At 53.8% G+C, this 26,027-nt stretch carries 21 protein-coding genes and 2 tRNA genes; 8 read left to right on the top strand and 15 right to left on the bottom strand.

Annotation, left to right across the window (positions count from 1 at the left end; translation table 11 throughout):
* Nucleotide 1: 1 nt before the first annotated feature.
* Both L4174_RS15005 and pgi read left to right on the top strand, forming a co-directional pair.
* Nucleotides 2-454 carry an EVE domain-containing protein gene (locus L4174_RS15005; protein ID WP_248144277.1) on the top strand — a complete coding sequence of 151 codons (453 nt, stop codon included), beginning with the start codon at nt 2-4 and terminating at the stop codon, nt 452-454.
* Between the two features lie 397 nt (nt 455-851).
* Nucleotides 852-2,504, top strand: a complete 1,653-nt coding sequence (gene pgi / locus L4174_RS15000) for a glucose-6-phosphate isomerase (RefSeq protein WP_248144276.1) — start codon at nt 852-854, stop codon at nt 2,502-2,504.
* A 76-nt stretch (nt 2,505-2,580) separates the two neighbouring features.
* On the opposite strand, the gene L4174_RS14995 is transcribed toward pgi, so the two are convergent.
* The 3 genes from L4174_RS14995 to zur all read right to left on the bottom strand — a co-directional run bounded on the left by L4174_RS14995 (nt 2,581) and on the right by zur (nt 3,986).
* Complete coding sequence (locus L4174_RS14995) at nt 2,581-2,790, bottom strand: cold-shock protein (RefSeq protein ID WP_036755448.1); 210 nt, start codon at nt 2,788-2,790, stop codon at nt 2,581-2,583.
* 248 nt (nt 2,791-3,038) lie between these two features.
* A complete protein-coding gene (locus L4174_RS14990) occupies nt 3,039-3,503 on the bottom strand; it encodes a chemotaxis protein CheX (protein ID WP_036755449.1) in 465 nt (154 codons plus the stop codon).
* Between the two features lie 36 nt (nt 3,504-3,539).
* On the bottom strand, nt 3,540-3,986 hold the full coding sequence (zur, locus tag L4174_RS14985; RefSeq protein ID WP_248144275.1) for a zinc uptake transcriptional repressor Zur: 447 nt from the start codon (nt 3,984-3,986) through the stop codon (nt 3,540-3,542).
* 140 nt (nt 3,987-4,126) lie between these two features.
* On the opposite strand from zur, the gene L4174_RS14980 reads away from it, so the two are divergent.
* Nucleotides 4,127-4,285, top strand: coding sequence for a hypothetical protein (locus tag L4174_RS14980; RefSeq protein WP_248144274.1), 159 nt, complete (start codon nt 4,127-4,129; stop codon nt 4,283-4,285).
* Between the two features lie 97 nt (nt 4,286-4,382).
* Here the strand turns inward: L4174_RS14980 and L4174_RS14975 are convergent, their stop codons facing one another.
* Nucleotides 4,383-5,273, bottom strand: coding sequence for a neutral zinc metallopeptidase (locus tag L4174_RS14975; protein WP_248144273.1), 891 nt, complete (start codon nt 5,271-5,273; stop codon nt 4,383-4,385).
* Nucleotides 5,274-5,791: 518 nt separating this feature from the next.
* Here L4174_RS14975 and L4174_RS14970 point away from each other — a divergent pair.
* Nucleotides 5,792-7,363, top strand: a complete 1,572-nt coding sequence (locus L4174_RS14970; RefSeq protein ID WP_248144272.1) for a S8 family peptidase — start codon at nt 5,792-5,794, stop codon at nt 7,361-7,363.
* Between the two features lie 76 nt (nt 7,364-7,439).
* Here L4174_RS14970 and L4174_RS14965 read toward each other — a convergent pair whose 3' ends face one another.
* From L4174_RS14965 to L4174_RS14935, 7 genes are all read right to left on the bottom strand, one after another.
* The gene (locus L4174_RS14965) at nt 7,440-7,748 is read right to left on the bottom strand and encodes a hypothetical protein (RefSeq protein WP_248144271.1); all 309 of its coding nucleotides are present in this window, start codon (nt 7,746-7,748) and stop codon (nt 7,440-7,442) included.
* Complete coding sequence (locus L4174_RS14960) at nt 7,745-9,430, bottom strand: hypothetical protein (protein WP_248144270.1); 1,686 nt, start codon at nt 9,428-9,430, stop codon at nt 7,745-7,747. Before L4174_RS14960 ends, L4174_RS14965 begins: the two co-directional genes overlap by 4 nt.
* Nucleotides 9,406-10,524, bottom strand: a complete 1,119-nt coding sequence (locus L4174_RS14955; protein ID WP_248144269.1) for a VWA domain-containing protein — start codon at nt 10,522-10,524, stop codon at nt 9,406-9,408. Before L4174_RS14955 ends, L4174_RS14960 begins: the two co-directional genes overlap by 25 nt.
* Nucleotides 10,521-12,935, bottom strand: a complete 2,415-nt coding sequence (locus L4174_RS14950) for a DUF5682 family protein (protein WP_248144268.1) — start codon at nt 12,933-12,935, stop codon at nt 10,521-10,523. The genes L4174_RS14955 and L4174_RS14950 overlap by 4 nt, the downstream gene beginning before the upstream one ends.
* The gene (locus tag L4174_RS14945; RefSeq protein WP_248144267.1) at nt 12,928-14,025 is read right to left on the bottom strand and encodes an AAA family ATPase; all 1,098 of its coding nucleotides are present in this window, start codon (nt 14,023-14,025) and stop codon (nt 12,928-12,930) included. The genes L4174_RS14950 and L4174_RS14945 overlap by 8 nt, the downstream gene beginning before the upstream one ends.
* 108 nt (nt 14,026-14,133) lie before the next feature.
* Nucleotides 14,134-17,787 carry a DUF4132 domain-containing protein gene (locus tag L4174_RS14940; RefSeq protein WP_248144266.1) on the bottom strand — a complete coding sequence of 1,218 codons (3,654 nt, stop codon included), beginning with the start codon at nt 17,785-17,787 and terminating at the stop codon, nt 14,134-14,136.
* A 77-nt stretch (nt 17,788-17,864) separates the two neighbouring features.
* Complete coding sequence (locus L4174_RS14935) at nt 17,865-21,500, bottom strand: DUF4132 domain-containing protein (RefSeq protein ID WP_248144265.1); 3,636 nt, start codon at nt 21,498-21,500, stop codon at nt 17,865-17,867.
* Between the two features lie 376 nt (nt 21,501-21,876).
* On the opposite strand from L4174_RS14935, the gene L4174_RS14930 reads away from it, so the two are divergent.
* The 4 genes from L4174_RS14930 (at nt 21,877) to yqfB (ending at nt 23,419) form a co-directional block, all read left to right on the top strand.
* The gene (locus L4174_RS14930) at nt 21,877-22,200 is read left to right on the top strand and encodes a hypothetical protein (protein WP_248144264.1); all 324 of its coding nucleotides are present in this window, start codon (nt 21,877-21,879) and stop codon (nt 22,198-22,200) included.
* A gap of 37 nt (nt 22,201-22,237) precedes the next feature.
* Nucleotides 22,238-22,621, top strand: a complete 384-nt coding sequence (locus tag L4174_RS14925; protein ID WP_248144263.1) for a hypothetical protein — start codon at nt 22,238-22,240, stop codon at nt 22,619-22,621.
* Nucleotides 22,622-22,694: 73 nt separating this feature from the next.
* Nucleotides 22,695-23,105, top strand: coding sequence for a hypothetical protein (locus L4174_RS14920; protein ID WP_248144262.1), 411 nt, complete (start codon nt 22,695-22,697; stop codon nt 23,103-23,105).
* On the top strand, nt 23,102-23,419 hold the full coding sequence (gene yqfB, locus L4174_RS14915) for a N(4)-acetylcytidine aminohydrolase (RefSeq protein WP_248144261.1): 318 nt from the start codon (nt 23,102-23,104) through the stop codon (nt 23,417-23,419). The genes L4174_RS14920 and yqfB overlap by 4 nt, the downstream gene beginning before the upstream one ends.
* Before the next feature lie 86 nt (nt 23,420-23,505).
* Here yqfB and L4174_RS14910 read toward each other — a convergent pair whose 3' ends face one another.
* From L4174_RS14910 to L4174_RS14895, 4 genes are all read right to left on the bottom strand, one after another.
* A complete protein-coding gene (locus L4174_RS14910) occupies nt 23,506-24,231 on the bottom strand; it encodes a hypothetical protein (protein WP_248144260.1) in 726 nt (241 codons plus the stop codon).
* A 197-nt stretch (nt 24,232-24,428) separates the two neighbouring features.
* A tRNA-OTHER gene (locus L4174_RS14905) sits at nt 24,429-24,525 on the bottom strand.
* Between the two features lie 403 nt (nt 24,526-24,928).
* A complete protein-coding gene (locus tag L4174_RS14900) occupies nt 24,929-25,846 on the bottom strand; it encodes a hypothetical protein (RefSeq protein ID WP_248144259.1) in 918 nt (305 codons plus the stop codon).
* Nucleotides 25,847-25,891: 45 nt separating this feature from the next.
* Nucleotides 25,892-25,988, bottom strand: a tRNA-Leu gene (locus L4174_RS14895).
* Between the last annotated feature and the right edge of the window lie 39 nt (nt 25,989-26,027).

Here is a 26,027-nt window from a genome sequence, read left to right as displayed (position 1 = left end):
CATGACCCGGTTCTGGGTGGCGACCGCGTCAGCCGATCACGTCGACCGCGGGAAAGTGTGGGGCATCATGCAGGTTTGCCACGGCAAAGGTACGCCGCTGAAACGGCTGTCAGCGGGGGATAGGGTAGTGTATTACTCACCGTCGCAAACGTACGGGCAAAGAAGTAAGCTGCAAGCGTTTACCGGGATCTGTTGTGTGCAGGACAAAGCCCCATATCAGGTTGATATGGGGCATGGTTTCAAGCCATTCCGGCGTGATGTCAGCTGGCTGGAGACGACACCGGTACAGATTCACTCTCTGCTGGCGCGTCTTGCTTTTCATCAGGGAAGTCGTCACTGGGGAGCCAGATTCCGATACGGTTTATTTGAGATCTCCGCACACGATTTTCACCTGATTGCCGGGGCAATGCAGTGTTCGCCTCCCGAAGCGGCCCAGTTGTCCCTGTTCCCTTAAGTGATCTGAGTGGCAGTGGTCCGGCGGGCGGCTGATATCTTGATCGGTATCGGATCAGGTGTTGTTCAATTTCATCAGGGAGATAGCTGCATTCGTGCAGAGGATATGGTCGGAGACATCAGGTTTTATGCTGCATGTTGTTGTTATCACGGTATTACCTGTCAGCTGCAGCATGATTTTCTGTATTCTTCCCGTTCACAGCCGCTATGATTGATACGCCGAAAGCGTGACCTGGAGCAAAGCAGGGGGGACGCTGCTGGCGGCATAATTAACATTAAGTTGTAAATTTACCAAAATATCGCCATGCTTACGGCTGTGCTTACACCGTTGAATTGGGAAATCATGGCCGTGGCATTGGTCGCGCTGTCGTGAAAAATAACACATCAGGAACGTCATTATGTTGAAAAACATTAACCCCACGCAAACCCCGGCCTGGCAGGCACTGACTGCCCATTTTGAACAGGCGCAGGATCTGCAGCTCAGTGAGCTGTTTGCGGAGGATCCGTCACGGTTTGAAAAGTTTTCCGCTGCGTTCGGCAACGATATCCTGCTGGATTATTCAAAGAACCTTATCACTGAAGACACGCTGGCGAAGCTGTTTGATCTGGCTGAACAGACTGAACTGAAAACAGCGATTGGCGCCATGTTCAGCGGTGAGAAAATTAACCGTACCGAAGACCGTGCTGTGTTGCATGTTGCGCTACGTAACCGCAGCAACACACCCGTGCTGGTGGACGGCGAAGATGTGATGCCAAACGTCAATGCTGTGCTGGCGAAAATGAAGCAGTTCTCTGACCGCATCATCGGCGGTGAGTGGAAAGGGTATACCGGTAAGGAAATCACTGATGTTGTGAATATCGGCATTGGCGGTTCTGATCTGGGACCTTACATGGTGTCTGAAGCGCTGGCCCCTTACAAAACCCGCCTGAATCTGCACTTTGTCTCGAATGTTGACGGCACGCATATCGCGGAAATCCTGAAAGGGCTGAATCCGGAAACGACTCTGTTCCTGATTGCATCAAAAACCTTCACGACACAGGAAACCATGACCAACGCGCATTCTGCCCGTGACTGGTTCCTGGCTGAAGCCAAAGATGAATCTCACGTTGCAAAACACTTTGCAGCACTGTCGACCAATGCTGATGCGGTGTCTGCATTCGGGATTGATACAGCTAACATGTTCGAATTCTGGGACTGGGTTGGCGGCCGTTACTCACTGTGGTCTGCGATCGGTCTGTCGATCTGCCTGTCCGTTGGTTACGACAATTTCGAAGCTTTGCTGGCGGGTGCCCATGCGATGGACAAGCACTTTGCCGAAGCACCGCTGACCGAAAACCTGCCGGTGATCCTGGCGCTGATTGGTCTGTGGTACAACAATTTCTTTGGTGCGGAATCGGAAGCAATTCTGCCGTACGACCAGTACATGCACCGCTTTGCGGCTTACTTCCAGCAGGGCAACATGGAGTCGAACGGCAAGTATGTTGACCGTGGCGGCAATCCGGTCGATTACCAGACGGGCCCAATCATTTGGGGTGAGCCGGGCACCAATGGTCAGCACGCGTTCTATCAGCTGATCCACCAGGGGACCAAATTGATCCCGTGTGACTTCATTGCACCGGCGGTCAGCCATAACCCGCTGAGCGATCACCATCCGAAACTGATGGCAAACTTCTTTGCGCAGACTGAAGCGCTGGCATTCGGGAAAACGCGTGCGCAGGTTGAAGCAGAGTTTATTGCTGCAGGGAAGTCGCTGGCGGACGTAGCTGAGCTGGTACCATTCAAAGTCTTTGAGGGGAATCGCCCGACCAACTCCATCCTGGTGAAACAGATCACCCCGCAGTCGCTGGGTGCACTGATTGCCATGTATGAGCACAAGATCTTCACTCAGGGTGTGATCTGGAATATCTACAGCTTTGATCAGTGGGGTGTTGAGCTGGGTAAACAGCTGGCGAATCAGATTCTGCCAGAGCTGGCGGATAATACGCCGGTGAGCAGCCATGACAGTTCAACGAATGGTCTGATTAATGCCTTTAAACAATGGCGTCAGTAAAAACAGACGGATTGTTCACAGATAAAAAAACGCCGCAGTGTTGCGGCGTTTTTTATGAGTTGCGCATGCCTTTCGGTTAAGACAGGGCGACCACTTCGCTGGCTTGCGGGCCTTTCTGGCCGTCAGTAACGATAAACTCAACGTTTTGGCCTTCTTTCAGGGTACGACGCCCCTGAGCCTGAATTGCGCTGAAATGAACGAAAACGTCCTTGCCGTCGGCGCCAGAGATAAAGCCAAAACCCTTTTCATCGTTGAACCATTTTACGGTTCCTGTCAGTTTACTCATTTGACGATCTTTCCTTTGTAATCTCATTTCCTTGCGTTACCCGAAGGCAGGCAACACGAACACTATTGATAAGCATCTTTTTATATGCATTGATACTTCAACAGCATTTCCAGTCTAGATCGTAACCGAATCAAGGAGCAATCTTTTATGCGTCAAATATGCAAAAAGGTGAGGGAAAACAATGCAGCTCGCATCAATAGGTCAGGCCAGTTTGAACTGGCCCGAGAAAAGATGAAATCGGATGGAAATTAGCGGTCGAAACTGATCTCGATGAAGGCTTTGCCGTATTCGGATTCAAACGGCATGATGATAATTGCCCCTTCACTCTTGTGCGTGATCGTGTGACCCCGGCCGGAGACGACAGCGGGTGTGGCCATTTCAAAATCATAGCCTTTTTCTGACAGAATACGCTTGGCGCCGCCGGTGACCATGTTGGTGATTTCACCGACCATGTCAGTGACTTCATCATTAATACCATTCGGACGCTCGCCCAGCATACGCTGCATAATCTCAAGTGCCAGGCCTTCATCAAAAGTGATAGACATGGAGCCCCGGGTTTGCGGTCCCACCATGCCAATCAGGCCAGAGACATCACCCCGGGCGATTTCATCTTTTTTCAGCAGAGGTTTTTGCGGGGCCAGCTCCATTGACGCCATGGTCTTGAGCACATTCAGCAGAGAGGCCAGAAATGGGTTTACAAATTCTGCTCGCATAGGATCTGGATTGCCTTGTTGTTGTACGGAAACGGACTACTTCTTACGTTGGCATGCTTGGCACACGCCGTGGCTTTCTACAACATGATGAGAAATCTGAAAGCCTTGCTGCTGCGCTTTTAGTTTTAGCATTTTTGCCAGTTCATCATCGTGACATTCCTCCACATGACTGCATTCATCGCAAATCAGCAGTTGGGAACAATGGTCAGCATGATCCGGCAGATGACAGGCAATATAGCTGTTTGTGGACTCGACCTTATGAACAAATCCCTGAGCGAGCAGGAAGTCGAGGGCACGATAAACTGTCGGAGGCTTAGCCTGAGGTTCGGACTCCCGCAGCAAATCCAGCAGCTCGTAAGCACTGATCGAACTGCGATGAGACAGAATCAGTTCCAGTACTTTATGACGTTGTGGCGTCAACCGGACTCCCCGTTGTTCACAGAGCAGTTGAGCCTGGTTCAGCAGTTGCATATGATTTGCCATACTTCCTCAAAAAAGCGACTTGCGTCATAGTCTATCATAGCATTTTGAAAACCTATCTCGGTGAGACCCAATCGATCTCATATGGACAAAATTTTCGTGTAACTGATCACATTCGCATCAGTTTCTGAGCTGTTGAAGGGATGAGAAAGACCCCAATTGGTCCGGTTTCAGGCCCACTGGTGCTGCGATTTGCAGACATTTTGCATGGCGGTGGAGGTAAATGCTTCTCATCCGGCATCATGGCATTTCCCGAGTCGTATCCGGAAACGGAAAAAGGTCATCCCCGGGTGTATGCCTGAGTTTACTTTATGTGTGAAGTTGCTTATCTGGTCGGTGTTGACAGTTACGGGTGTTTCGGTTTGGACCGGAACCGGTTTTCCTGTCCTGAATTCGGCTTTATTCCAGGCTCTGGAAAGTATCACAGTCCTTGGGATTGCCGGATGCGAAGCCTTTTTTGAACCAACTGACCCGTTGCGCTGACGTGCCGTGGGTGAATGCATCCGGCTGGACGGCCCGTCCGGCCATTTCCTGCAATCTGTCATCCCCGACAGTACTGGCAGCCTGCAATCCTTCCTCAATATCACCCGGCTCCAGTAACTGCATGTCGTGATGGACATAATAGCCCCAGACCCCGGCATAACAGTCGGCCTGAAGTTCGAGCATCACACTGAGGCGGTTGGCCTCGGTTTCACTGGCCTGTTGCTGCTGTTGTGCCACCTGTTTATGGGTACCCAGGACATTCTGGACGTGGTGTCCGACTTCATGCGCGATGACATAGGCAAAGGCAAAATCGCCGGGCGCTCCGAGCTTTTTCAGCTCGTCCATGAAGCTGAGATCCAGATAGACCTTGCTGTCGGCCGGGCAGTAAAAAGGGCCGGACTGAGCCTGGCCCATTCCGCAGCCCGTCTGGGTCATGTTCTCGTACAGGACCAGCTGAGGTTCCGGATACTGATCGTTGAGGAGCTGACGCCATACGGTTTCCGTGGTGCCCAGAATGGCGGCGACGAACTGGGCATCTTCATCACGGGCGGGCAGCTTGCTGCCTGAAGAGGTTTGTTGCTGCAGCGGTCCGGAGCCCTGCTGAACCCCGACCATCCCCGGGCCGCCGGTGAAGTATTGGTAGGCCAGATAGAGCCCGCCGACCACCAGGATCAGCTTACCGACTTTAGTTTTCAGCAGAAACGGAAGAAATCGCAGTAAAGCTGCCGCGGGGAGGCCGGATTGTGCGGGCCCCTGGCCACGCCGGTCATCAACATTGCTGCTTTGCCGGGTATTACGCCAACGCATGAAGCTCTCCTCAGATCGGTGACGGGGAACTCTCTTAGTCTGAACGACAGCAGGGAATTTTGCCTGTTACACACTGAGACATGAAATGACTTCACGGGCAGGACAAAGTGTTCTGCTGTTAGATGAAATATTGTGCTTTACAAAACCGGGTCTGAATTGATTTTTTTCTGATGTAAATTTGCAAAGACTGTACTTTGTTAAAAATATGTGTGGTTTTTGCCGTAATACGCTGATGTTCGGGATAAATATGTTGGTTTATTTCTCTGTCACTATTTTTTTACATCTGAATTCCTGTCAATTTCACTCTGGCTATTTACAACAGCTGCCAATTAAAACAAGACGTTAAGTGATTTTTGTTGTGTCTCGCAACTTGAATGTAATAACTCTTCTCTCTGTTTCAGTCTGAAAATTCAGTATTTCGCACTTATGCATGAGTAATTGATTGCGTATAGCTTTTATTTGTGCCTGCGGTGGTAAGGCATTTCCTCAAAACGGATAAACAGAGAAAGGGAATCATAATGTATAAGACAATGCTAGGTTGCTGTATCACGTCTGCGCTGGCCCTGGCCAGTGTCTCGGTCTGGGCAGCGGACGCTCAGACGGCTGTCAGTGGTGACTATCAGGCGGCGCTGATTCAGGCTGCGCCAGACAAAGCGGTTGCGAATCAGTATATCGTGGTGCTGAAAGAGCCGGCTTTTATCGGCAATGATCAGGCTGCCCGGGCCGAATTCGTCACGCGCGCAGTGGAAAGCATGGCTGCAAGTCATGCGGTGAAAGCGGAGCGGGTGTTCGATGCGGCCCTGAGCGGGTTTGTGGCAGCGCTGACGCCGGACCAGCTGGCGGCGCTGCGTCAGGACGGACAGGTTGATTATATTGAACAGGATCAGGTGATCTCACTGGATCCTGTGTACGCGGAAGCCATTGATGCTCAGCAAAGTAATGCGACTTGGGGACTGGATCGTGTCGATCAGCGCAACCTGCCTCTGAATGGCAGCTATGTCGCCCAGTACAACGGTACCGGCGTGACCGCTTATGTCATTGATACCGGGGTGACGACCACTCACAGTGAGTTTGGCGGCCGTGCCCGTTCGGGTTACGACTTTGTGGACAATGACTCCAATGCGACCGACTGTAACGGTCATGGTACCCATGTTGCCGGGACGATTGGGGGAACCACCTATGGTATTGCTAAAAACGTCAGTATTGTCGGCGTCCGGGTGCTGAGCTGTAGTGGTTCGGGTACCACCTCTGGCGTCATTGCCGGTGTGGACTGGGTGAAACAGAATGCGAACGGTCCGTCTGTGGCAAACATGAGTTTAGGCGGCGGGATTTCAACCGCACTGGACAGCGCCATCAACAGCGCGATCAGCTCAGGCGTCAGCTTTATGCTGGCTGCGGGCAATGAGAATCAGGATGCCTGTAATGTGTCTCCGGCCCGTGTTGCCGCAGGTGTCACTGTCGGTTCCACCACCAGCTCAGATCAGCGTTCCAGCTTCTCGAACTGGGGCAGCTGTGTGGATCTCTTTGCACCGGGTTCATCCATTACTTCAGCCTGGTATGACGGCAGCTATAAAACCATCAGCGGTACTTCAATGGCAACGCCGCACGTTGCAGGGATCGGCGCCTTGTATCTGGATGAAAATCCGGGTCTGAGCCCGGCTCAGCTCAGTCAGCTGCTGGTCCTGCGCGGTACGAGCGGCAAAGTGAGCGATACCCGTAATACGGTCAACAAACTGGCGTACAGCGGCACCGACAGCGACGGGGGCGATCCAGGCACCCCGACGGACGGCAAGCTGGAAAACGGCAAAGCAGTAACGGGTCTGAACGGAACCTCCGGCAGCGAGCAGCACTTCTACATTGATGTGACGGCCGGCCGTACGCTGACGGTGAAAACCTCAGGCGGCTCCGGTGACGCAGACTTGTACGTCCGCTTCGGTCAGAAAGCGACAAGAAGCAGCTGGGACTGCCGTCCTTACCGTGCGGGTAATGGTGAAACCTGTACCATTACACCATCCAAGTCCGGCCGCTACTACGTCATGTTGCATGGTTACAGCGCCTATAGCGGTCTGACATTACAGGCCAGTTTCTAAGTCCTATCGGTTCATAATGTGTTTCACTGTTTCGCCCCGGATGTTTATCACCGGGGCGTTTTTTATGCCGGATGTGTCATGGCTCCGCAGACATGTCCGTTGTCAGCAAAGCTAGCTGCTGCCCGAGTGCCTGGCGTTTCAGCAGATGCATCTGCATAACCAGTTGCCGGAACGCCTGTGCCTGTTGTGCCGGACTCAGCTCGGCATCGGTCAGTTGCGCCGCGAGTGTAGCGAGATCTGAAAAGCCGAGTAGTTCCGCCTGTGTCTGCCATTGCCGTGCCAGCTGAATATTATATGGGGCCGGGGCATTCAGCCCCTGGGCCAGATATCGTTCCGCCCAGAATTGCCAGTCCTGAATGAAAGTGGTGAGGGTCAGTTCAGTCATGCGTGTTCTTTCCGGTTCGCCTGTATCAAGTCGTCATCAATCAGAGAGATGAGCTGGAATGCCGGGATGCCCAGCTCAGTCTGCCAGCGGCCGAACAGGACCATTTCAGCTGTTGAATCCCAGCATTTCTGGATACCCGGGGTCAGCTCACGGGCCGGTATTTCGACGGTAACGGCCTGCCCGCACTGGCTCTGGCATTCTGCCCGCCATATCCCCAGCGAAGGGAAAGAGACAAAGGGATTTCTGCTTGTTGCTGCAACCCAGCCCAGATAATCCCGGTGATCCGGGGCCGTGGGAGCCGCAAGCCGTGCTGCCAGTCTTCGCCACTGGGCCTGAATTGAAATGCTAGGAAGCTCACGCAGCATCTGCTGCGAAACCGGCCGCAACAGGTTCAGGTGTCGGGTTTGTGAGGCATTGATGCTACCGTCCTCGCTGGCCGCGCCGGCAAATTCAAATTCCCGGAAGCTCAGGGCGCTGAGCGGGTACCGGCTCAGCTGACAGTCGTGGAATCCCTGATGCGGCGACCACGAAGAGTCAAAACCATGTTTACGACTGGAAGACACGGTGTAGAAATCTGCCGTCTGCGGATCATAGCAATAGTACCGGAAACCCCGTCCGCCATGCCGGTCATCCCAGTACACCGCATTCAGACCCACGAGCGTCATCTGTGCCTGCGGCCGGTAGAGCCGGCGATGCTGACCGGCCAGCGCACTCAGTGGTTGCGGCAATGTGGACTGACTGAGGGCATTTAAATGCAACAGGGTTTCCGCGATTTGTTCAAGCAGCCGGGTGTGTGAGGCTTGCTGATGTTTTTGCTGCATCAGGCTGAGCGTTGCGGTCACACCGCGGAGCAGGGCCGCCGGTCTGGGCAGGTCGGCCTGATTGAGCTCGGTGCAGTATCCGTTGCCCTGTTCGATCTGTGAACCCAGAAATTCCATGGTCCCGGTTTGAATCAGGGCCTGAAGCCAATCGAGCGCAGTGCTGACCAGTTCAGCCTGTTCGGGATTCAGGGTATCGAATGCGGCATCTGATTCCGCCGAAAAGGTCTTGTGCTTTACGGAAAGAACCAGAATCGCCAGTGAACGGTGCACACAGGATGTCTCTTTACAGCTGCACAGTACGGATGACCATTCACCGGTGGCGGGCAAGAGCAGTTGAAAGGATTTCTGGCTGTGCAGGCTTAGATTCACGGCACAGTGATCCGCCTGCGGCTCAATCGTGACCAGTACTCCTTTCTGGTAAAGCTTGATCGCCTGCGTGGCATTGCCGCGGCCATAAGCCTGATCGAGGGCTTCACGGGAAGCAATGCACCAGCGTTCGGGCCGAAATGGTTCAGCGGGCGGTGCGGTTTCATTCTCGTTCAGTTCGCGCAGTTTCAGCAGAAAAGCAAGCTGGTGGACACAACTGCCCAACGTGCCGCACTGGCAGCTGAAATGCGCCAGATCGGTATCCGATAAAGTGACGTCAAAACTGTCGATCGGCAAAGTCAGGGGCAATGTCGGGTCGGCCGGGACGATATCCGGATGTTTTTCCGCGATTTTCACGGCCCGGCGGAACAGCCCTTTGCTGGTCCAGTTGATCAGGTATTCATCAGTGAGCTGGCGGGTCCAGTCAGATAAACGCATGGTGTCTTTCTCTTCTGTGTGTTGTGCACTGGCTACCGGATGACATCGGCGACCCATTGGCTCAGGTTTTCCGGTGTCATCGACGCGATCGGCATGTCCATCTTCAGTAAGCGATCAATCACGGAATGGTCGTAACTGGCAGCGCCGTTTGAATCCATAGCGGTGAGGCCAAGCAGGGTGACTCCGGCTTCCTGCATTTTGGCGACCTGCTGATACAGATTGACCGGGGAGCCGCCTTCGTAGAAATCACTGATCAGCACGACGATGGTGCGGTGCGGCTGGGTGATTTGCTTCCGGGTATATTGCATCGCCTTGCCGATATCCGTGCCGCCGCCCAGCTGAACAGACAGCAGATTTCTGATCGGATCATCAATAAATTCCGACATGTCGACCACCCGGGTATCAAAAAGCACCAGCCGGACATTCAGCACCGATAACCGGCAGAAAATGGCGGCAATCACCGTGGCGTGGATCAGGCTGTTGACCATGGAGCCGCTCTGATCCACCACGAGATGGATGTCCCAGCACACCTGACTGACCTGGCTTTGGAAGAAAAACATCCGCTCCGGCAGGAGCACCTGCTCGTCCGGCTGATAGTGTTTCAGGTTGCGCATCAGACTGCTGCGCCAGTCCGTCAGCGCGACCGGCATTTTCCGGCTGCTGCGAAACGGCGTGCGCTGGCTGGCAAACGGCGCCTGAACCGGCTGTGACAGAACTTCTTCCAGTTCCGCGCAGACCTGAGTCACGATGGCTTCAATTTCTTTTTCCAGCGACGCCGGGATCTGGGAACGAAAGGCCAGAATGGTCTGCAACAGCCCGATATCCGGTTTCATGGTGGCCAGAATGTTTTTATCCAGCAGCAACTCCTGAATGCCGTAGCGTTCAATTCCTTCTTTTTGCAGGATTTCGGCTGCAGGCACCGGAAAGGCTTTCCGGACCTGATTGAGCCAGGTGACCGGTCTCGGCATGCCGGAGGCGGTACCGCCCTGCAGGTCGTTCCCTTGCTGGCTGCCACCCCGGCCATGGTATTCATGGGCATACAGGGTCTCCAGACATTCATCCCGAGCTCTGTCTTCGCCGGTTAACTCATGCGGATGGACATTCCCCAGGATCAGCCGCCAGCGCCGGGACAGCGCGTTGTGAGTACTCATGCGTTGATCCCCCAATGAGTCTGGCTGGAGCGCAGCAGCTCACGCAGCTGTTGCGCGGCAAGCAGTGTGTCTTGTGAAACCGCCGGGGTCTGTACCGGCAAACCCGAGCCGGTATCCGTCAGGCTCAGCTGACTGAAATCCGCAACTTCTCTGGGTGTCAGCTGAGAAAAGGCGCGCCGCAGGGCCGGAAGACAGGTGAGAAAGGTCGCTTCATCGAGCTGTGAGAGCTGGTGGTTCAGCACCGGCAGCAGAGGTTCGGGTTGCAGGAGCTGACTTTTGTTGGTGGTCAGCAGGCCGAAAAGGAAATCGCCGACGGCTTCCGGATCACTGTGTTGCCGGGCAAAAGCCTGTTCCAGACAGGTTTCCAGCGGATCGCTGAGCCGGTCATGCCGGATCAGAACCCCGGCACAGGCGCCGGTCAGCAGGGCAGAGGGAGAGCGGTGATAACTGGCTTCGACGGCATCGATGAAATAGGTTGCCGGACAAAGTTCAGGATACAGGCGTGTCATGAAAGACAGAGCGGCAATCCATCCGGCACAGGCTTCCGTCGGGTAGCTGTTATCGAGGCGTGGCAGACGGGTACAGATCCGGATAAAGGTGTGCTGGATTAAACCTGCCAGATCGTCGGTGGAGACGGCACTGAATATCCCGCCGCCGTGACTGCAGGTCAGCAGCATTTGAAGCGACTGATGCAGGGCCGCAAGATCGGTTTCCTGTTCCAGCAGTTGCTGAACCCGGTGAAAAATCGGACGCAGCCATTGCTGGACGCCCATTTGCATCGCCTGAAGCAGCAGAGACACCATTTCAACCGAACCGGGATCTTCCTGCTCGAATGCAACTTGCAGCTTGTGACGGGCGGCATCCACAATGCTGGCACCCAGATGGCTGGATTCGATCAGCGCCGCGTCTGTTTCTGTCTGCCATTGGCACTGCCAGCGCTCCCGGACCAGATGCAGCGATCCCGGATCATTGGCATCCGGCCCGGCAATCAGACAGGCATAAGGGATATTGAGAAAATTCAGCCGGTGCAGAAACTGGGACACCGCTCTGTGTTTCGGTTTACGGTAGATCGACAACTCTTTTTTCACCGCCCCGGCCAGAAAATCTCTGGGCAAACCGAGTTGTGCAGTGAGCATGCGGAAATCCTGAATTAAAGGTGCGACCGGCAGCCCGGCAGGCACCCGGCCAATCGCTGGCGCATCAAAATAATCATCCAGCCACCGGCGGAAAAAGGTGTCCGAAGGCTGGTGGGACTTCAGCAAGGTAGTCGTGAGCGATTCGCGCAATTCGGAGCGTCCGGCAGGAATGCCGCGTAAATTTGCCAGTTGTTCGGTCATGACCAGCGCGTCGGTCAGTTGCGGCAGCGCCACGGGGTAGTTTTTCTGCTGCAGAAAGGCCATGAATCCGGCCGTCAGATCGGTATGGTAGCGACGTGTGAAATCACCGGGCAATTGAGCTGGCTGCCGGGACAGTCGTTGCCAGAGCTGGTGGTAATACCCGCAATCGGTCAGGCCCGCCGGATACCCCTGTTTTTTACTGAAACGGTTTAAAGCATAAGGGATCAGGTGGGAGCCAGACTCCCAGTGTCCGGGCAATGGCTGGCGTGGTGGCACTGAGACCGAATCCGCTCCGTCGGATGCCAGAAAATGCGCAATGCCCAGACAGTGATAGCCGCCGCAGACCACCAGCACCCGCTTGCCTTCAGCCAGAAAAGGCCGGATCTGCTGCGCCATGAACTGTTCGCGCTGCAGGGTTTCCGGGTCGCTGTCGACAGAGAGGTCTCGCATCAGCAGACAAAACTGGTGCATCTGCGTGAAAAATTCATCCGGGGAAGTATGACCCGCAGATTCGAAATGGCGATCCCACCACGGGTCGAAATCGTCGCAATCACTGTCGGCCAGCAGGGCCGTGAGATATTCGCCCTCTTCCAGTTTTCTGTTGTCGTACAGCAACTGATCCCGTTCAGCATCGGCTGCCCCATCAGTTGCCCGAGCGGCATAGGGCAAATCAATAAACTGGCAGGGAACCTGCGCCTGTTTGGCCAGCCGGATGGCCTGCCATTCCGGCGACATCTCCGCAAACGGTATAAAGACCCGGCTGGACTTGAGTCTTGGCGGTGAAGGTTCATCCGTCTCTTTGTCAGGTACCGGCGAAAGGTCGGATAAGGTGTTATCCCGCAGATAGCTGTAAATCGCCAGCGGCAGCTGCGTCTGTTCATCCTGCAGAAAGGGGATCAGGAAACTGGCATCCTGCGGCCCTTCAATCAGTACCACCTCAGGCTGATGTTGTCTGAACAGACGACCAAGCTGCCAGCTGCACATCGGGCTGTGGTGACGGACCGGCGCCCAGATCAGCTGCGGGTTCGCATGCAGGGCCGCCAGGCAGGCCTGTAATCCGGACGATTCAGCCATGGTTCTGACATCCGGCCAGAAACGCCTGCCAGTGGGGTTCGTCTGCCCGTTTGCGCCTGATCACCCGGATATAGTCCTCGAAACAGGCGCGGTCTTTTTCATTGTCCTTGATGATGGTGCCGAGCATAAAAGGGGGCAGATGCTCGGCGGAGACCTGCTGATCGCCGAAATAGTGACTGCTGATGGCCGCGTTATAGGCAACGTTCATCGCTTCGGCCAGCGACAGCAGGGTGGTCGGTGAGGTCACTGCCAGCCCGGAGACATTGCCGTTGCGCAGCTCATCAAAGACGGTGATCAGCAGCTCGGTGGTATCCAGATCAATCTGAACATCCAGGGCGTCCTGCTGAAGACGACGGTTGACCTGAGTCATCACCAGCTCTGTCTTTTGTTTTTTGGTGCTGATGGGTTGCAGGGTTTCAAAGTTGAAGCGGCGTTTCAGTGCCGAAGACATCTGATTCACACCGCGGTCATGCAGGTTGGCCGTCGCAATGATGTTAAAGCCGGGCTGGGACAGCATGTAGGCTGCGTCGCTGTCTTTGAGTTCCGGAATTTGCAGGATGCGGTCAGACATCACCGGGATCAGGTTGTCCTGAACTTCGGTCGGGCAGCGGGTGATTTCCTCAAACCGCATCAGTTGCCCCTGCTGCATGGCGTGAAAGAGCGGGCCGGGCACCATGGCCGCCAGACTCGGACCGTCCTTGAGCAGCGCGGCATAGTTCCAGCTGTAGCGGATATTTTCCTCAAACAGTCCGGCACTGCCCTGAACGGTCAGGGTACTCTGGCCTGAAATCGCGGCGGCAAGCAGCTCTGACAGCAAGGATTTCGCGGTACCCGGTTCGCCGACCAGCATCAGCCCCTGCTGGCTCATTAAAGTCACAATGGCACGTTCGACGACGGCGTCATTGCCGTAAATCTTGCGGCTGATGGTCGTACCCTGAACCGGCTCGTTGTTGCTGCCCAGAATGAAGGTACGGACCATACGCGGGCTGAGCTGCCAGCCTGCCGGTTTCTGGCCCTGATCAGCGTTGCGCAGGGCAGCCAGCTCAGCGGCATACAGGGTTTCTGCAGGGTAACGTTGTGCGTTTTGCATCGTTTTTATCTCGTCGAAAATGGCTTGTGGTGCAGGTGTTGTTCACCAGAGCGCCGTGGTTCACATTCAAACACCGTCAGCAGCTCAGGGCTGACGGTTCGGTTTGGATTACTGGAAAGCGTTTTGAGCTTCCAGCAGCAACTCGCGGGCAATCCGGACCGGCAGATCGTCGACGGCCAGACGCAGGTTGGCGTATGCTTTGTCCTGCAGGTCATCGTAGACGTAACTGCCCCGCGGCAACTGACCGGTACGGTAAAACTCAATGGTTTTGGCGGTGACCCTGGGTTCATCGCTTTCGTAGCCGTCACTGCTGTGCCAGATGTCCTCATCGAAGGTGATTTCAATCCCGACACTGAGGCCGTCCAGCTCTTTGTAGATTTCGTCAAAAGAACCGGCATCCCGTACGGAACCAACCGACCAGCCGTTTTTACGCAGCCGGTTGATCACGGTCGAGGGCGATTTGCGGCCGAAGCCCGGCACTTTGTACTGATTGCTGGTGGCGGGTTCGAGCCGGACAATTTCCCGTGTCAGCTGGCCAAACAGCGGCGTCAGGTTCCAGTCGTCCATATAGCTTTGCCAGGCGGCCAGTTGCGGGTCAGACAGCTCTGTCTGATGGACCAGGCCGATTCTTGCATCGGGCTGAATCGTCACCGGTTCATCTGCCGTATCGACAGGTTCCGGATTCGGCAGGAAAGTGCGGATGAGCTGATCATCATCATAGACGCCCCAGATCAGCTGACCGGCAATCTTGTGCATCACCGGATTGCCCAGAAAGAGTGCGTGCCAGCGCTCAAAGGACCAGGTCCGCCAGGCGACAAAGGCATCTTCCATGCGCTTCACCTGCAGTCCAACCATGTCTTTCAGCAGCTTTTTCAGGGTGTTGAAGTGTTGTTTGGCTTGCACTGCCTGCGCGGCGTCATCGCCCTGTTTCGGCTTCGGCAGGGTTTTGCTGAGTTTGCCGTCTGGTTTGCGGATGACAAATTTCAGATCGTCATTGAGAACCAGCGACAGCGTCTGACCGCAGTAGTCGAGCGGAATGTGGTCGCCGTCGAAACCCAAATCGTCCACCAGCTGATCGCCGAGTTCATCCGGGCTGATCCCGGCCTGTCTGGCACCGATGGTAAAAGCTGCCCGGGCCGCATCTTTCACGCTTTGCTTTTTGCTGTTGCGGCTGATGCGGTCAATGGCCATGAAGGCGACCTTCTGGCCACTGAGTCCCATGCGTTTCATCGCGTACCCGGCCAGCTGGTGTTTCGAACTTCCGGCAAATTTTTCAAGTCGTGTTGCCAGTGCGGTTATCACACTGGCATCACCATGGATGGCCGGAATCGACAGCAGCCATTTGTTTTTGTTCGTGATTTTGTCGACGTAGGCACTGAGGATACTGTGCGCAAATTGTGCCAGCGAATCCGGAGTGAAAGTGCCGGCAATCGCGTTCGCTTCCTGGCTGCTGTGGTCGCCGTCGTGATGCTGATAAATCAGGCACAGTTGCATGGCGGCATCGGCTGACGGCTTACCATCCCTACGTTCCGGCAGCGTCAGCAGGCTGCAATCAACCGGTGATTTTTTCGGTTGGTGATAGTTGTCGGCCAGATAGGCATCCAGATCAAATCCGCCTGCTGCATTGGTGTCCGCAGAATTGGTATAAAGGCTGCAGAGATCAATCTTGCCGTGTTCGATCAAGAGGGCGCGGGAAGCGGCGGTACTGACCTTATCCAGTAACTGACAGGCGGTTGGCGTATTCACGCCAGACGCACAGATGAGTTCAATCGCATGCGCTTCCTGCGGGGCACTGAAGGTCGTCAGGTCTTCGATTATCTGATTCATGACGGCAGCCCGGATCGGATGCGGTAACGCCAGAATGCAGTCCTTCACCGCGGCAATGGCGCCTTTGTGTTTGTCTTTCAGCAGGGAAACCAGCAGCTGCGCTTCTTCAATGGTCGTGATCTGGCCTTTGAAAAACGGCAGCACAATGGCTCTGAACCGGGCGGGCAGGGTTGACAGCTGTTGAACCACAGCCACGCCATGCTGATGCAGATACTGCAGTTCATTGGCAGCAATATGACGCCGGAATCTGACGTTGCGCCATTCATACTCGTCTGAACGGCGATCGTTGATTTCAGCAAATGTTTCGGCAAAGTCGGCGTAAACCGGGAAAGCGATGGCCTGGTATTCAGGTCGCTCCAGCACAATCGCAGAGATCAGCCGATGCGGGGTCGCTGTAAATTTTCGTTCCGCAGCCTTGAAGAAGTCGGCGAAAAGCGGGTCATTTTTTCCGTTCAGTATGACCCGGGTCAGGCGTTGTAACTGCAGATCTTCCAGATAGCAGACTGGCGGGAACTTGCTGTCTTCCGCAAGCTGAAGTGTAAGCGTGCCGATTGCTGCTTCGTGTTTCCCGGTCAGCAGGTATTCAGCGAGCAGCTCGGCATCCTGAGCATTGTCTGTCAGCGCCGGGCTGAACGATTGAATCCACTGCCGATCGCGTTCGGCTTTCTGAGCCGCCAGCTGATCGTCAGCGGCGAGCCGGTTGAGCGTGTAATAACCCCGAAGTGCGACGGTATTATCGCGCGGTTCGAAACTCTCCCAGATGGTTTGGGCGCCGTAGGTTTCAATCAGAGCTTGCAGAATCTGATCGTGCGGGTTGGGTTTTCGGGCATCGGCCGGTATGCGAGAGAAAGAACAGGCATAGTGTTCGATGCTGTATCGGACAATGAATGCAATGAGTGGCGCCTGAATATCCGGATTTGCAGCAACGGCCTGATTGAGTTCTTCAAGAACCTCCCGTTTGCTGGACCAGCGGCAATCGGGGAAGCCATTTAATTTGAGCTGTTTCTTAAACCAGAGCGAAGGTTCCAGCCGAAAGACGAGTTCCTTCAGATGGTTGGCCGCAACAGACTGGTGGACGATGGGATCCTTGCTGTCACTGAGAAAGTGGAATAAATCGGTGAAATCCTCGTCGGCTTCCAGCAGCGTAAATGCGGCCTGCTGATGATAGAAAAGAGGCTTCCGGTGCAGATGCGCCCGGATCAGCGCTGGGGTCTGCTCCCAGTCGCCCTGTCCGCGCAGCAGCTCGGTGAGTCCTGTGATTGCCTCGACCGGCAGTGCAGCCCGGTACTGGCTGATGTCGTTCTTGTCCAGCGCATCGGCATCGGGAAACGAATCACAGTTGGCATAATCACTGGTTAAATCCTGCAGATAAGTGATCAGCGCTTCTTCAAAGTGCGCGGCGTCACGCCGCGCCAGCGCCTGTCTGATTTCAGGGAACAGGACTCCCCGGCAGTACAGGTGGTGGGGGCCGTGATAGTGTCCGTTGGTTTTATGGCGCTCATCGGCGAAGAACTGACGCAGGTCATCTTCTCTGAAGATGGCGCGGAGATGGCTGATCCCGGCATCACTGCCGAAATAGTCGGAGAATATCTCCGCCATGAGCGTAAAATCGGCTTTGATGCAGTCCTGAAAAGTCGGCATGACGGCGCGGAGTTTTTTGATTCTGACACTTTTGAGCCATTGCTGATTTTCGGTCGACAGGATCAAGGCGTGCAGAAATCGGGCAATGTGGTCCGGAGTATCGTCCAGCGTCTCCAGGGTCTGGTTGAGAAAGACTTCTAAATCAATGGGCGATAAGCAGGGCGTGACCTGGAATTGGTTCAAACTGGTATCGCTGTATACAAAATCCCGGATCTGGCTGATGACCTGCCCGGCTTCCGGCTCATCGTACAGCGGATTGTCCCGTAGCTGATCGAGTACCGTGCTGATATTCATTCTTTTGTCCTGAGCGTGAGTAAAACGGAGAAACCAGCCAGCCCGTCAGGTGAGGGCTGGCTGGAAGAGACGCAGTGTTACAGGAAGGCTTTCTTGGCTTCCAGCAGCAGCTCGCGGGCAACCCGTTCCGGCAGGTCGTCAGCTGTCAGGCGAAGATCGGCGTATTCTTCTTCCTGCAAGTCATCGTAGATATAGCTGCCCCGGTGCAGACGACCGGTGCGGTAGAACTCGACGGTTTTCGCGGTGACTGTCGATTCATCACTTTCGTAGCCGTATCCGCCATGCCAGACACTTTCATCAAGGGTGATTTCAATGCCGACGTTGAGCCCGTCCAGCTCTTTGTAGAGTTCGTCGAATGAACCACCGTCGCGCACGGAACCGACCGCCCAGCCGTTTTTACGCAGCCGGTTAATGACGGTGGATGGCGACTTGCGGCTGAAACACGGCACATGGTACTGATTGCCCGTGGCCGGTTGCAGTTCGACGACATCCCGCGACAGCTGGCCGAACAAAGGTTCCAGATTCCAGTCGTCAAAGTAACTCTGCCAGGCTTCCAGTTGTCCGGAAGACAGTTCGGTTGGATGGACCAGCCCGATGTTGCCGTTGGCCGGGAGGTCGACCGGTTCATCTTCCATGTCGACCGGTTCCGGATTCGGCAGGAAGGTACAGACCAGCTGGTTATTTTCGTACACCCCCCAGACCAGCTGGCTGGCAATTTTGTGCATCACCGGATTCCCCAGAAACAGAGCCTGCCAGCGGTCGAGGGACCACATCCGCCACGCCACAAAAGCATCTTCCATGCGTCTGACCTGCAGGCCGACCATGTCTTTCAGCAGCTTTTTCAGCGCGTTGAAATGCTGTTTGGCCTGCTCCGCCTGCTCGGCATCATCGTCTTGCTTGGGTTTCGGCAGGGTTTTGGTGAGTTTGCCGTCTGGTTTGCGGATGACAAATTTCAGTTCCTCATTGAGGATCAGTGACAGCGTCTGACCACTGTATTCGAGTGGAATCTGGTCTCCGTCAAAGCCCAGATCGTCTACCAGCTGATCGCCGAGTTCGTCTTTGGTGATCCCCGCTTGCTTCGCGCCGATGACAAAGGCTTCGTTGGCGGCATCTTTGACACTTTGCTTTTTGGTATTGCGGCAGATGCGGTCGATTTCCATGTAGGCCTGCGTCAGGCCGCTGAGCCCCATTATTTTCATCAGGTGACCGGCCAGCTGGTGCTTGGAACCGTTGGCGAATTTTTCCGTCAGGGCCGCCAGTGCTTTCATCACGCTGGCATCACCGTGAATAGCAGGGATCGTCATCAACCATTTATTCTTGGCGGTGATTTTCGGGCCAAATCCGCTCAGCAGGCTGTGTGCAAACTGCGACAGAGATGCCGGCGTAAAGGCGCCTGCAATCGCGTGGGCTTCCTGACTGACGCTGTAGCCTTCGTGGTTCTGATAGATCAGGCACAGCTGCATGACGGCGTCGTCTGCTGGTTTGCCGTCGGTCCGTTCCGGCAGGGGCAGCAGACTGAGATCGAGCGGCGCTTTTTTCGGTGCGGTATAGCTTTCCGCCAGATAGGCATCCAGATCAAACTGACCCCCAGCACCGGTATATAATTGCGTGAAATCGAGATTGCCTTGTTCAACCAGCAGGGTGCGGGATGCAGTCGACTGAACCCGTTCCAACAGCTGACGGGCCATGTCTGAATCAATGCCTTGGTCACACAGCACTTCAACCGCATGGACTTCCTGCTGCGCATTGAAGGTCGCAAGTTCGGTCAGAATTTTCTCGCGGACGGTCTGGCGGAGTGCCTCCGGCAGGGCGTTCAGACATGCTTTGGTGGCTGTAATGACCCCTTTCTGTTTTTCTTTCAGGAAATCAACCAGCAACAGGGCTTCTTCGGCGACGGAGATCCGCCCTTTCAGCATGGGCAGCAGAATCCCTTTATATTTGGCGGACTGTTTGGAGAGCTGGTGCACGCAGGCCATACCATGCTGCATCAGATATTCCAGTTCTGCTGCGGCAATGTGGTCGGTAAACTCGATCCCCTGCCAGCGATAACTGTCATCCCCCAGCTCATTCCGCTCCGCAAAAGATTCGGCGTACTCGGCGTAGGCTTTGAAAGCGATGTCGTGATAGGCCGGTTTTTCAAGCACCACGTCTGAAATCAGACGTAACGGTGCTGATGTGAAGAGCCGGTGAGCACCCATCAGATAGCGCGGGAAGTGTTTGGTGTTTTTGCCGTTCAGCATTACGCGGGTGAGGCGTTGCAGCAGTGGGTCTTCCAGATAACACACCGTCCCGAAACGACACTCTGGATTGATCGCTAATTTGCTGATCTGGCTTTCGTGTTCTCCGGAGAGAAGATAATCAAACAGTAATTGAGCATCTTTGTCGTTTTGGGTGAACCGGGCACTGAGCCCTTCCAGCCACTGGCGATCATAGGCGTTTTTCAGTTCAGCCAGGCTGCCGTCTTCTGCCAGGGAGGCGAGGGTGTAATACCCCAGCCGCTGCTCAATAATGCTTCTGGGCTCGAACGTCTCCCAGAGGTAGCGGGCACCATACTGCGCAATCAACGTGCGGATCAGCTGATTATGCGGGTTGTTTTCCGGCGTGCCTGCCGGTGTACGTCCGAACGAGCAGTCGTAATGTTCAAAGGTGTAGCGCAGGGTAAAGGCAATGAGCTGATCTTTTTTGTCAGGGGCGGCTTCGATTGCAGCGGTCAGCTCCTCCATCACCTCATCTTCATCAGACCAGCTGCAATAGTGGTAGCAGTCCTGCAGGAAATGCTGCTCAATCCACACGTTCGGGTCCAGCAAAAAGACCAGCTGCTTCAGATTGTTGGCCGCACCGGACTGCAGGATAATTTCGTCTTCACTATTGCAAATCCAGCGGAACAGGGCACAAAAATCCTGATCGGCTTCCAGCAGGGTATAAGCGGTCCGGTCATGTTTATAGATGGGTTCGCGATTCAGGTGGCTGCGGATCAGCTCCGGATCCTGATCCCAGTCTCCCTGTCCCTGCAGAAGCGCGGTCAGTGCCTGAATGGCTTCGGGCGGCAGCGAAGTCCGGTATTGGTTGTTGTCCCCTTTACGTTTTCTTCTGCGTAAGTTGGGAATGTAGCTGGCATTGGCATAATCGTGTGCCAGCGCCTGCAGGTAAGTGAGCAGCAGTGCTTCGAAACGGGCCGGATCTTTTTCTGCCACCGCCTGTTCGAGCTCAGGAAACCACACATAGCGGCAGTACAGATGATGTTCATCGTTGTAATGCCCGTCTGTTTTGAGGTGGTCACTTTGAAGAAATTCGCGGACTTCGGTTTCTGAGAATTCCTTCCTGAGTCGTTCGATCCCATCTTCTGCATCATACTCATCGGCGAAAAGGCGCTGCATCAGTTGAGACGGAGACATGATGTAGTCATGGAAGGTCGGCATCCACTGTCTTAGTTTCCGGATGTTGACGCTGGTGACCCATGACTTGTCTTCCATCGACAGGGCCAGCGCGTGTAAATACCGGGCGATCTGTTCCGGGGTATCTTCCAGGTCTTTCAGATTTTCCTTGAAGAACTTGGACATGAAAAATCCGGGCAGGGTCGGATTCGGTTGAAAATCGGTGTAGTCCATGTCGCCGTAGACAAAGTTGCGAATGTTGATCGCACTTTGCTCGGGAACTAAGCGCTGGTAGTAGCCGCTCTCTCGCAGTGCGTCAATCACCTGACTGATATTCATTGTTTGTCCCTTAGAATGCTTCATTTGCCGTGTTTTTCAGGCAAACGGGTGGGTTCTGCTGTATTGGATACAGCTATTCATCATTGTCTTCTGTATTAGTAAAACGTCAGAATCTATAAAACCTTGTGCACGGTGCCGTGATGAAGTGCCTTTTTTTGAATAGAGCTCGCAAAAAACTCAGATAACCGATTGTCTTTATTTATCTTTTCAATATTGGTTGCCGCTCGTAACTGTTTTCATTTATTCCGATTCCGAAGGACGTCGGGATCTCAGAGGATGGTTTACGATGCGGCAGGCCGGCATACATCACATCGAGTCGAATTCGCAACACGCACAAACGCAGGGGCCCCAACGCGCACAGCCACGAGGCAATAAGGTGAGTCTGTCCCGGCTGTTTCAGCTGATCATCGGCGGTGGCCTGCTGGTGATGGGCGCTTATGTTCTGATGCTGCTGGCGCTGAACCTGAACGACTATATTCAGGAGTTTCCGGGCAGCCCGGTGCATCAGTACCTGATTGATACGCAGGAACAGGGGTTCTTTCTGGCTTTTGGCAGCCATGAAATCAAAGTCTCGCAGTCGTTTATGAATATCATCGCTTTGTTCTTCGGTTTTTATATTCTGAAAATCTGGATCAGTGTCGGAAAGATCCTGGTGCAGTCCGGGAAATTCCTGCTGGAAGAGAAAAAGGATCAGGCTTGATCTGATGAGATCGGGTGAGTGAAGAAAGGATCGAGGTATGAACAGACTGCGGCAATATCGACGGGTGATTTACATTCAGGTCGCTCGGGATCAGGTGACGGTCACGGATGCCAGAACCGGAAAAAGTGCCACGGAAATTTCGCAGGCCCCTTTTTCCAGCCGGCGTTTGGCTGTCGGTCACTTTTACCTGGCGGCTGATACGCTGAAGCGTGCTTACCGGCAGGTGTACCCGCGCTCTTTCTCTTTTCTGGAACCTATCATTGTGCTGCATCAGCAGTATTTATGTGAAGACGGCTTATCCTTGGTGGAAGAACGGATTCTGCTTGAACTCTCGGGTTTGATCAAAAGCCGTCACCGTTATGTCTGGCAGGGAGACCCATTGTCTCCAGCGCAGTTACTGGCAGGGGAATATCAATCATGATGCAACAGCGCTTTACTGACAGGCACCGCAGGTTCGCGGTGGTTGAACCGCTGAAGTTTTGCACTGCGAGTTGATGAATATGAAATGGTCTGCGTCGTATTGCCTGAATGCCATGGTCCCTGTTTTCCTGATAAGTCTGCTCATCCCTTTCGATGATCTTGTGATGTTACTGGACCCGCAGGCGCTTTGTTATGTCGTTGCTGTTTCTGTTGCCGGTTATGCGGCTTCACAGGGGAAATCATTTCAGGAAAAACTGGCCTGTGCGGAGAAAATGGCCTGGGTCAGTGGCTTTTTTGCGGCTCTGATTGGGCTGGTCCGGACCTTCACGTCCTATGATATTGTGACAGGCGCGATGACTGATGCGTCGGCAATTCTGGTGGGGATAGCGGTATCTGTGCTGCCTCTGATTTATGCAGCCGGGATTGCCATGTGCCTGACACCACTGAAACATACCGCTCAATCTGAATTCGGGAGACACCGATGATTGCACCCACGACCATGACATTTTTCGCCCGTTTTGAAGCCGATATTCTGTCGGGCCGGAAAACCATCACCATCCGGGATGTTTCTGAAAGCCATTATGTGCCTGGAAGTGTTGTGCAGGTCTCAACGCTGGAAGAGGGCCGGGACTTTTGTCGGCTTGAGATTCTTTCCGTCGAACCCATTTTATTTCAGGACTTGTCTGAATTTCATGCCCGGCAGGAAAATATGACGCTGGCTGAGCTGAAAACCGTGATTCGGGAGATTTATCCGGATGATGATCAGCTGTATGTCATTACTTACCGGCTGGTGCCGTGATTCTTTCCTGAGTAGGCAGGTGGGGCAGGATATCAGAAGCCGTGCTTCAGAAAAGCCCGTCTGACAGACGGGCAATTCCGAGGGGGTTATTCCAGCGGCAGACCTTTCACTGGCAGGCCTTTCACTGAACTGACGGCCGCATCGGATTCCGTCAGAGCGACATGGACTTTCTGACCTGTGTTGGCGGCTAGGTAAGGTGCCGATGCAGCCACCAAAACCGGGAATACCCGACGGAGATCGTCACTGGCATCTGAACTGGTCGCTGTGGTTTTCCACAACGGAACCGGTGTTTCTGAGCGGCTGTTTTTGTCGAAAGCAACGCCTTCGATCTGGACATATTTCAGGAAAGTGGTTTCGGAAGCTGTGTAAGTCTGATATCCCGTGATTCCGTAGGACGGGGTGTTCATTGTCGTCCCGGTCTGCGATGTCATACTGCCGAATGTGCTGGTGGTCTTGTAGCTGTTAGCAAAGGCGACGCCGGTTTGTCCCCATGTCGGCAGCTGATACGAATAGTGCTGGGTTTGGGGTTCACCAATGCCGTAAGACAAAAAGATCGCCTGTTCCGCGGATTCAGGGGTGGTTGCGGCAACATAGCCTTTGGCTTGCAGCACCCGCACCAGATAAGTCGAGTATTCTCTGAACTGAAGGTCATTCACCGAAACACCCGCATTTCCGGGCAGCAGTACATAGGTTTTTTGATGCTGCGCTGTACCGGATGTCAAAGAATCAACCACTACGTTGAATGTCGGCTGTCCAAGGGTCGAGCACCCTGAAAGTCCCAGAAACAGGACCAAAATCAGTAAATGTCGCATGTTTTTCTTAGGTTTCTACACGTCATTAAAATTTGAGGAAAGCATATTAATCAAAAGCATGGGCTGAAAACACGAAGAATACAGGGAACAAAAGTGCTTGATTTGAGGGATGTGATTCAAGAAGGATAACACTCGACAACTGGTACCCGGAACGGAAACGGTATTCGCTAACCCGGTTGCTCCAAAGCAGAGAAATGTGGCGGAGGGAGCAGGATTTGAACCTACGGAGCGCATGGTAACACTCAATATCCTGTTGAAGAAGATACTCCCTTTAGACCACTCAGGCACCCCTCCGCGATGGGTGTATTTATATCAATTCAATTTCATACCATCCAGCGGAAATATCCTGAATAAACTCACTGGTCACAAATATTACTGATTGAATGATGAAAGGTGAAATTACCTATCATAATCGGTTGTAATTGCTTATTTGACTTAATATTGATCAATTAGTGGGTTTTATTGCTATTTATTTTTCTTGGATGGATGCGGCGGAAGCCATCGGTTGCATTTCACCGATCTCTTGGTCGGGCAGAAAGCTTTTTGCAAGAGTTTTTCAGCTTTCAGGATCGATCGAGACACTGGCGGGAAAAAGGTATCTGAGTGGAAGTTGCCGGGAGAGAAAAATAAGAAAAGGCCACTGTTGTGACCTTTATGCTCGTGACATTACTTTATTATGCAGATGCTTTTGTCTTCGTTAAGCGCATGAGCCTCCAAAGAACACGAAATACCCAGGCATATCAAAGTGATCATACGTTTTGCAGGCAACCCGGTATCCGTTCAGTACGTTGTTCATGGAGCAGCGTGGATAGATTCCGATCCGGGACGTGTAGTGATCGAACTGTTTGTTTGGCGTGATGTGATAGCGGGTGGCTCGTTCCGTGGCTGCGTTGCCTGCAACGCAGTTGGGTTTGTTATTTTCAATGACAGGAATGAACTGATCTTCAATTCTCATGTACCAGTTCGCCCCGGAATCCGAACTAACGAAAAGCTCAGAGTCTTTCTTTTTATTTTTGATGTGCCGGTTAAACCGGTCAGCCATACCTTTTTCACTGCAATAAAACGGTTGAATGCTCCGGCCACTCTGACGTGCGTGGGCTTTGAACATTTCCTCAGCTTGTGTCGGCAGAATATATTCGGACACGGCATCCTGACGATATCTATTATCCGCCTGATCTGAGGTCGTTGACGGGTCATGTTCCATGAAAAAATCGTTCAGCGGGATCATGAAATCGGCCTCAATACCGATCTGCTGGTTGATTTTATCGATGGCCTTCAGGCTGAAATCAAGCGAGACGATGGGCTCTTTTCCGATCTCAAGCCGGTCTTTCAGGTTAACCACAGTGTGCGCTCCGGCAACCAGCAGTTTATCCGTAATGACAGACTCATTGGCAATGAGCTGAACAAAGGCATCGACGCAAGTGTCGTCGAAAGACGCCTCGTGGAAGATTTTGTCGACCTGGCCGTTCAGGGTCCGATACACAAGAAAGGGATTCACGCCATCATTGATGCCTTTCAGGCAAGAGAACTGGTACCCGGGGTGTATCTCCCGCTTGATGTCAGGAAACTCATCCCGGAAATGACATGCTTTGAACTGGCTGGATACTTTAGACATAAGACCTCACATCAATGTTGCGACACAGACTGGTGAGGGTCGAAGTGGCGGAGGGAGCAGGATTTGAACCTACGGAGCGCGAGAATGCACTCAATACTCCCTGAAAGAAGATATTCCCTTTAGACCACTCAGGCACCCCTCCGCAATGGAGGGATTTATATCAATCTAGATGTATATATTC

The organism is Photobacterium sp. CCB-ST2H9, from assembly GCF_023151555.2.
In the GTDB taxonomy this organism is placed as follows: domain Bacteria; phylum Pseudomonadota; class Gammaproteobacteria; order Enterobacterales; family Vibrionaceae; genus Photobacterium.
The sequence above is the reverse complement of the archived record's forward strand: the minus strand, read 5'-3'. Positions and strand labels throughout refer to the sequence as shown.

Bases quoted from the DNA above. Each gene is read 5' to 3' on its own strand.
- L4174_RS15005 (WP_248144277.1), top strand. From the start codon at position 2: ATGACCCGGTTCTGGGTGGCGACCGCGTCAGCCGATCACGTCGACCGC.
- pgi (WP_248144276.1), top strand. From the start codon at position 852: ATGTTGAAAAACATTAACCCCACGCAAACCCCGGCCTGGCAGGCACTG.
- L4174_RS14995 (WP_036755448.1), bottom strand. From the start codon at position 2,790: ATGAGTAAACTGACAGGAACCGTAAAATGGTTCAACGATGAAAAGGGT.
- L4174_RS14990 (WP_036755449.1), bottom strand. From the start codon at position 3,503: ATGCGAGCAGAATTTGTAAACCCATTTCTGGCCTCTCTGCTGAATGTG.
- zur (WP_248144275.1), bottom strand. From the start codon at position 3,986: ATGGCAAATCATATGCAACTGCTGAACCAGGCTCAACTGCTCTGTGAA.
- L4174_RS14980 (WP_248144274.1), top strand. From the start codon at position 4,127: ATGAGAAAGACCCCAATTGGTCCGGTTTCAGGCCCACTGGTGCTGCGA.
- L4174_RS14975 (WP_248144273.1), bottom strand. From the start codon at position 5,273: ATGCGTTGGCGTAATACCCGGCAAAGCAGCAATGTTGATGACCGGCGT.
- L4174_RS14970 (WP_248144272.1), top strand. From the start codon at position 5,792: ATGTATAAGACAATGCTAGGTTGCTGTATCACGTCTGCGCTGGCCCTG.
- L4174_RS14965 (WP_248144271.1), bottom strand. From the start codon at position 7,748: ATGACTGAACTGACCCTCACCACTTTCATTCAGGACTGGCAATTCTGG.
- L4174_RS14960 (WP_248144270.1), bottom strand. From the start codon at position 9,430: ATGGGTCGCCGATGTCATCCGGTAGCCAGTGCACAACACACAGAAGAG.
- L4174_RS14955 (WP_248144269.1), bottom strand. From the start codon at position 10,524: ATGAGTACTCACAACGCGCTGTCCCGGCGCTGGCGGCTGATCCTGGGG.
- L4174_RS14950 (WP_248144268.1), bottom strand. From the start codon at position 12,935: ATGGCTGAATCGTCCGGATTACAGGCCTGCCTGGCGGCCCTGCATGCG.
- L4174_RS14945 (WP_248144267.1), bottom strand. From the start codon at position 14,025: ATGCAAAACGCACAACGTTACCCTGCAGAAACCCTGTATGCCGCTGAG.
- L4174_RS14940 (WP_248144266.1), bottom strand. From the start codon at position 17,787: ATGAATATCAGCACGGTACTCGATCAGCTACGGGACAATCCGCTGTAC.
- L4174_RS14935 (WP_248144265.1), bottom strand. From the start codon at position 21,500: ATGAATATCAGTCAGGTGATTGACGCACTGCGAGAGAGCGGCTACTAC.
- L4174_RS14925 (WP_248144263.1), top strand. From the start codon at position 22,238: ATGAACAGACTGCGGCAATATCGACGGGTGATTTACATTCAGGTCGCT.
- L4174_RS14920 (WP_248144262.1), top strand. From the start codon at position 22,695: ATGAATATGAAATGGTCTGCGTCGTATTGCCTGAATGCCATGGTCCCT.
- yqfB (WP_248144261.1), top strand. From the start codon at position 23,102: ATGATTGCACCCACGACCATGACATTTTTCGCCCGTTTTGAAGCCGAT.
- L4174_RS14910 (WP_248144260.1), bottom strand. From the start codon at position 24,231: ATGCGACATTTACTGATTTTGGTCCTGTTTCTGGGACTTTCAGGGTGC.
- L4174_RS14900 (WP_248144259.1), bottom strand. From the start codon at position 25,846: ATGTCTAAAGTATCCAGCCAGTTCAAAGCATGTCATTTCCGGGATGAG.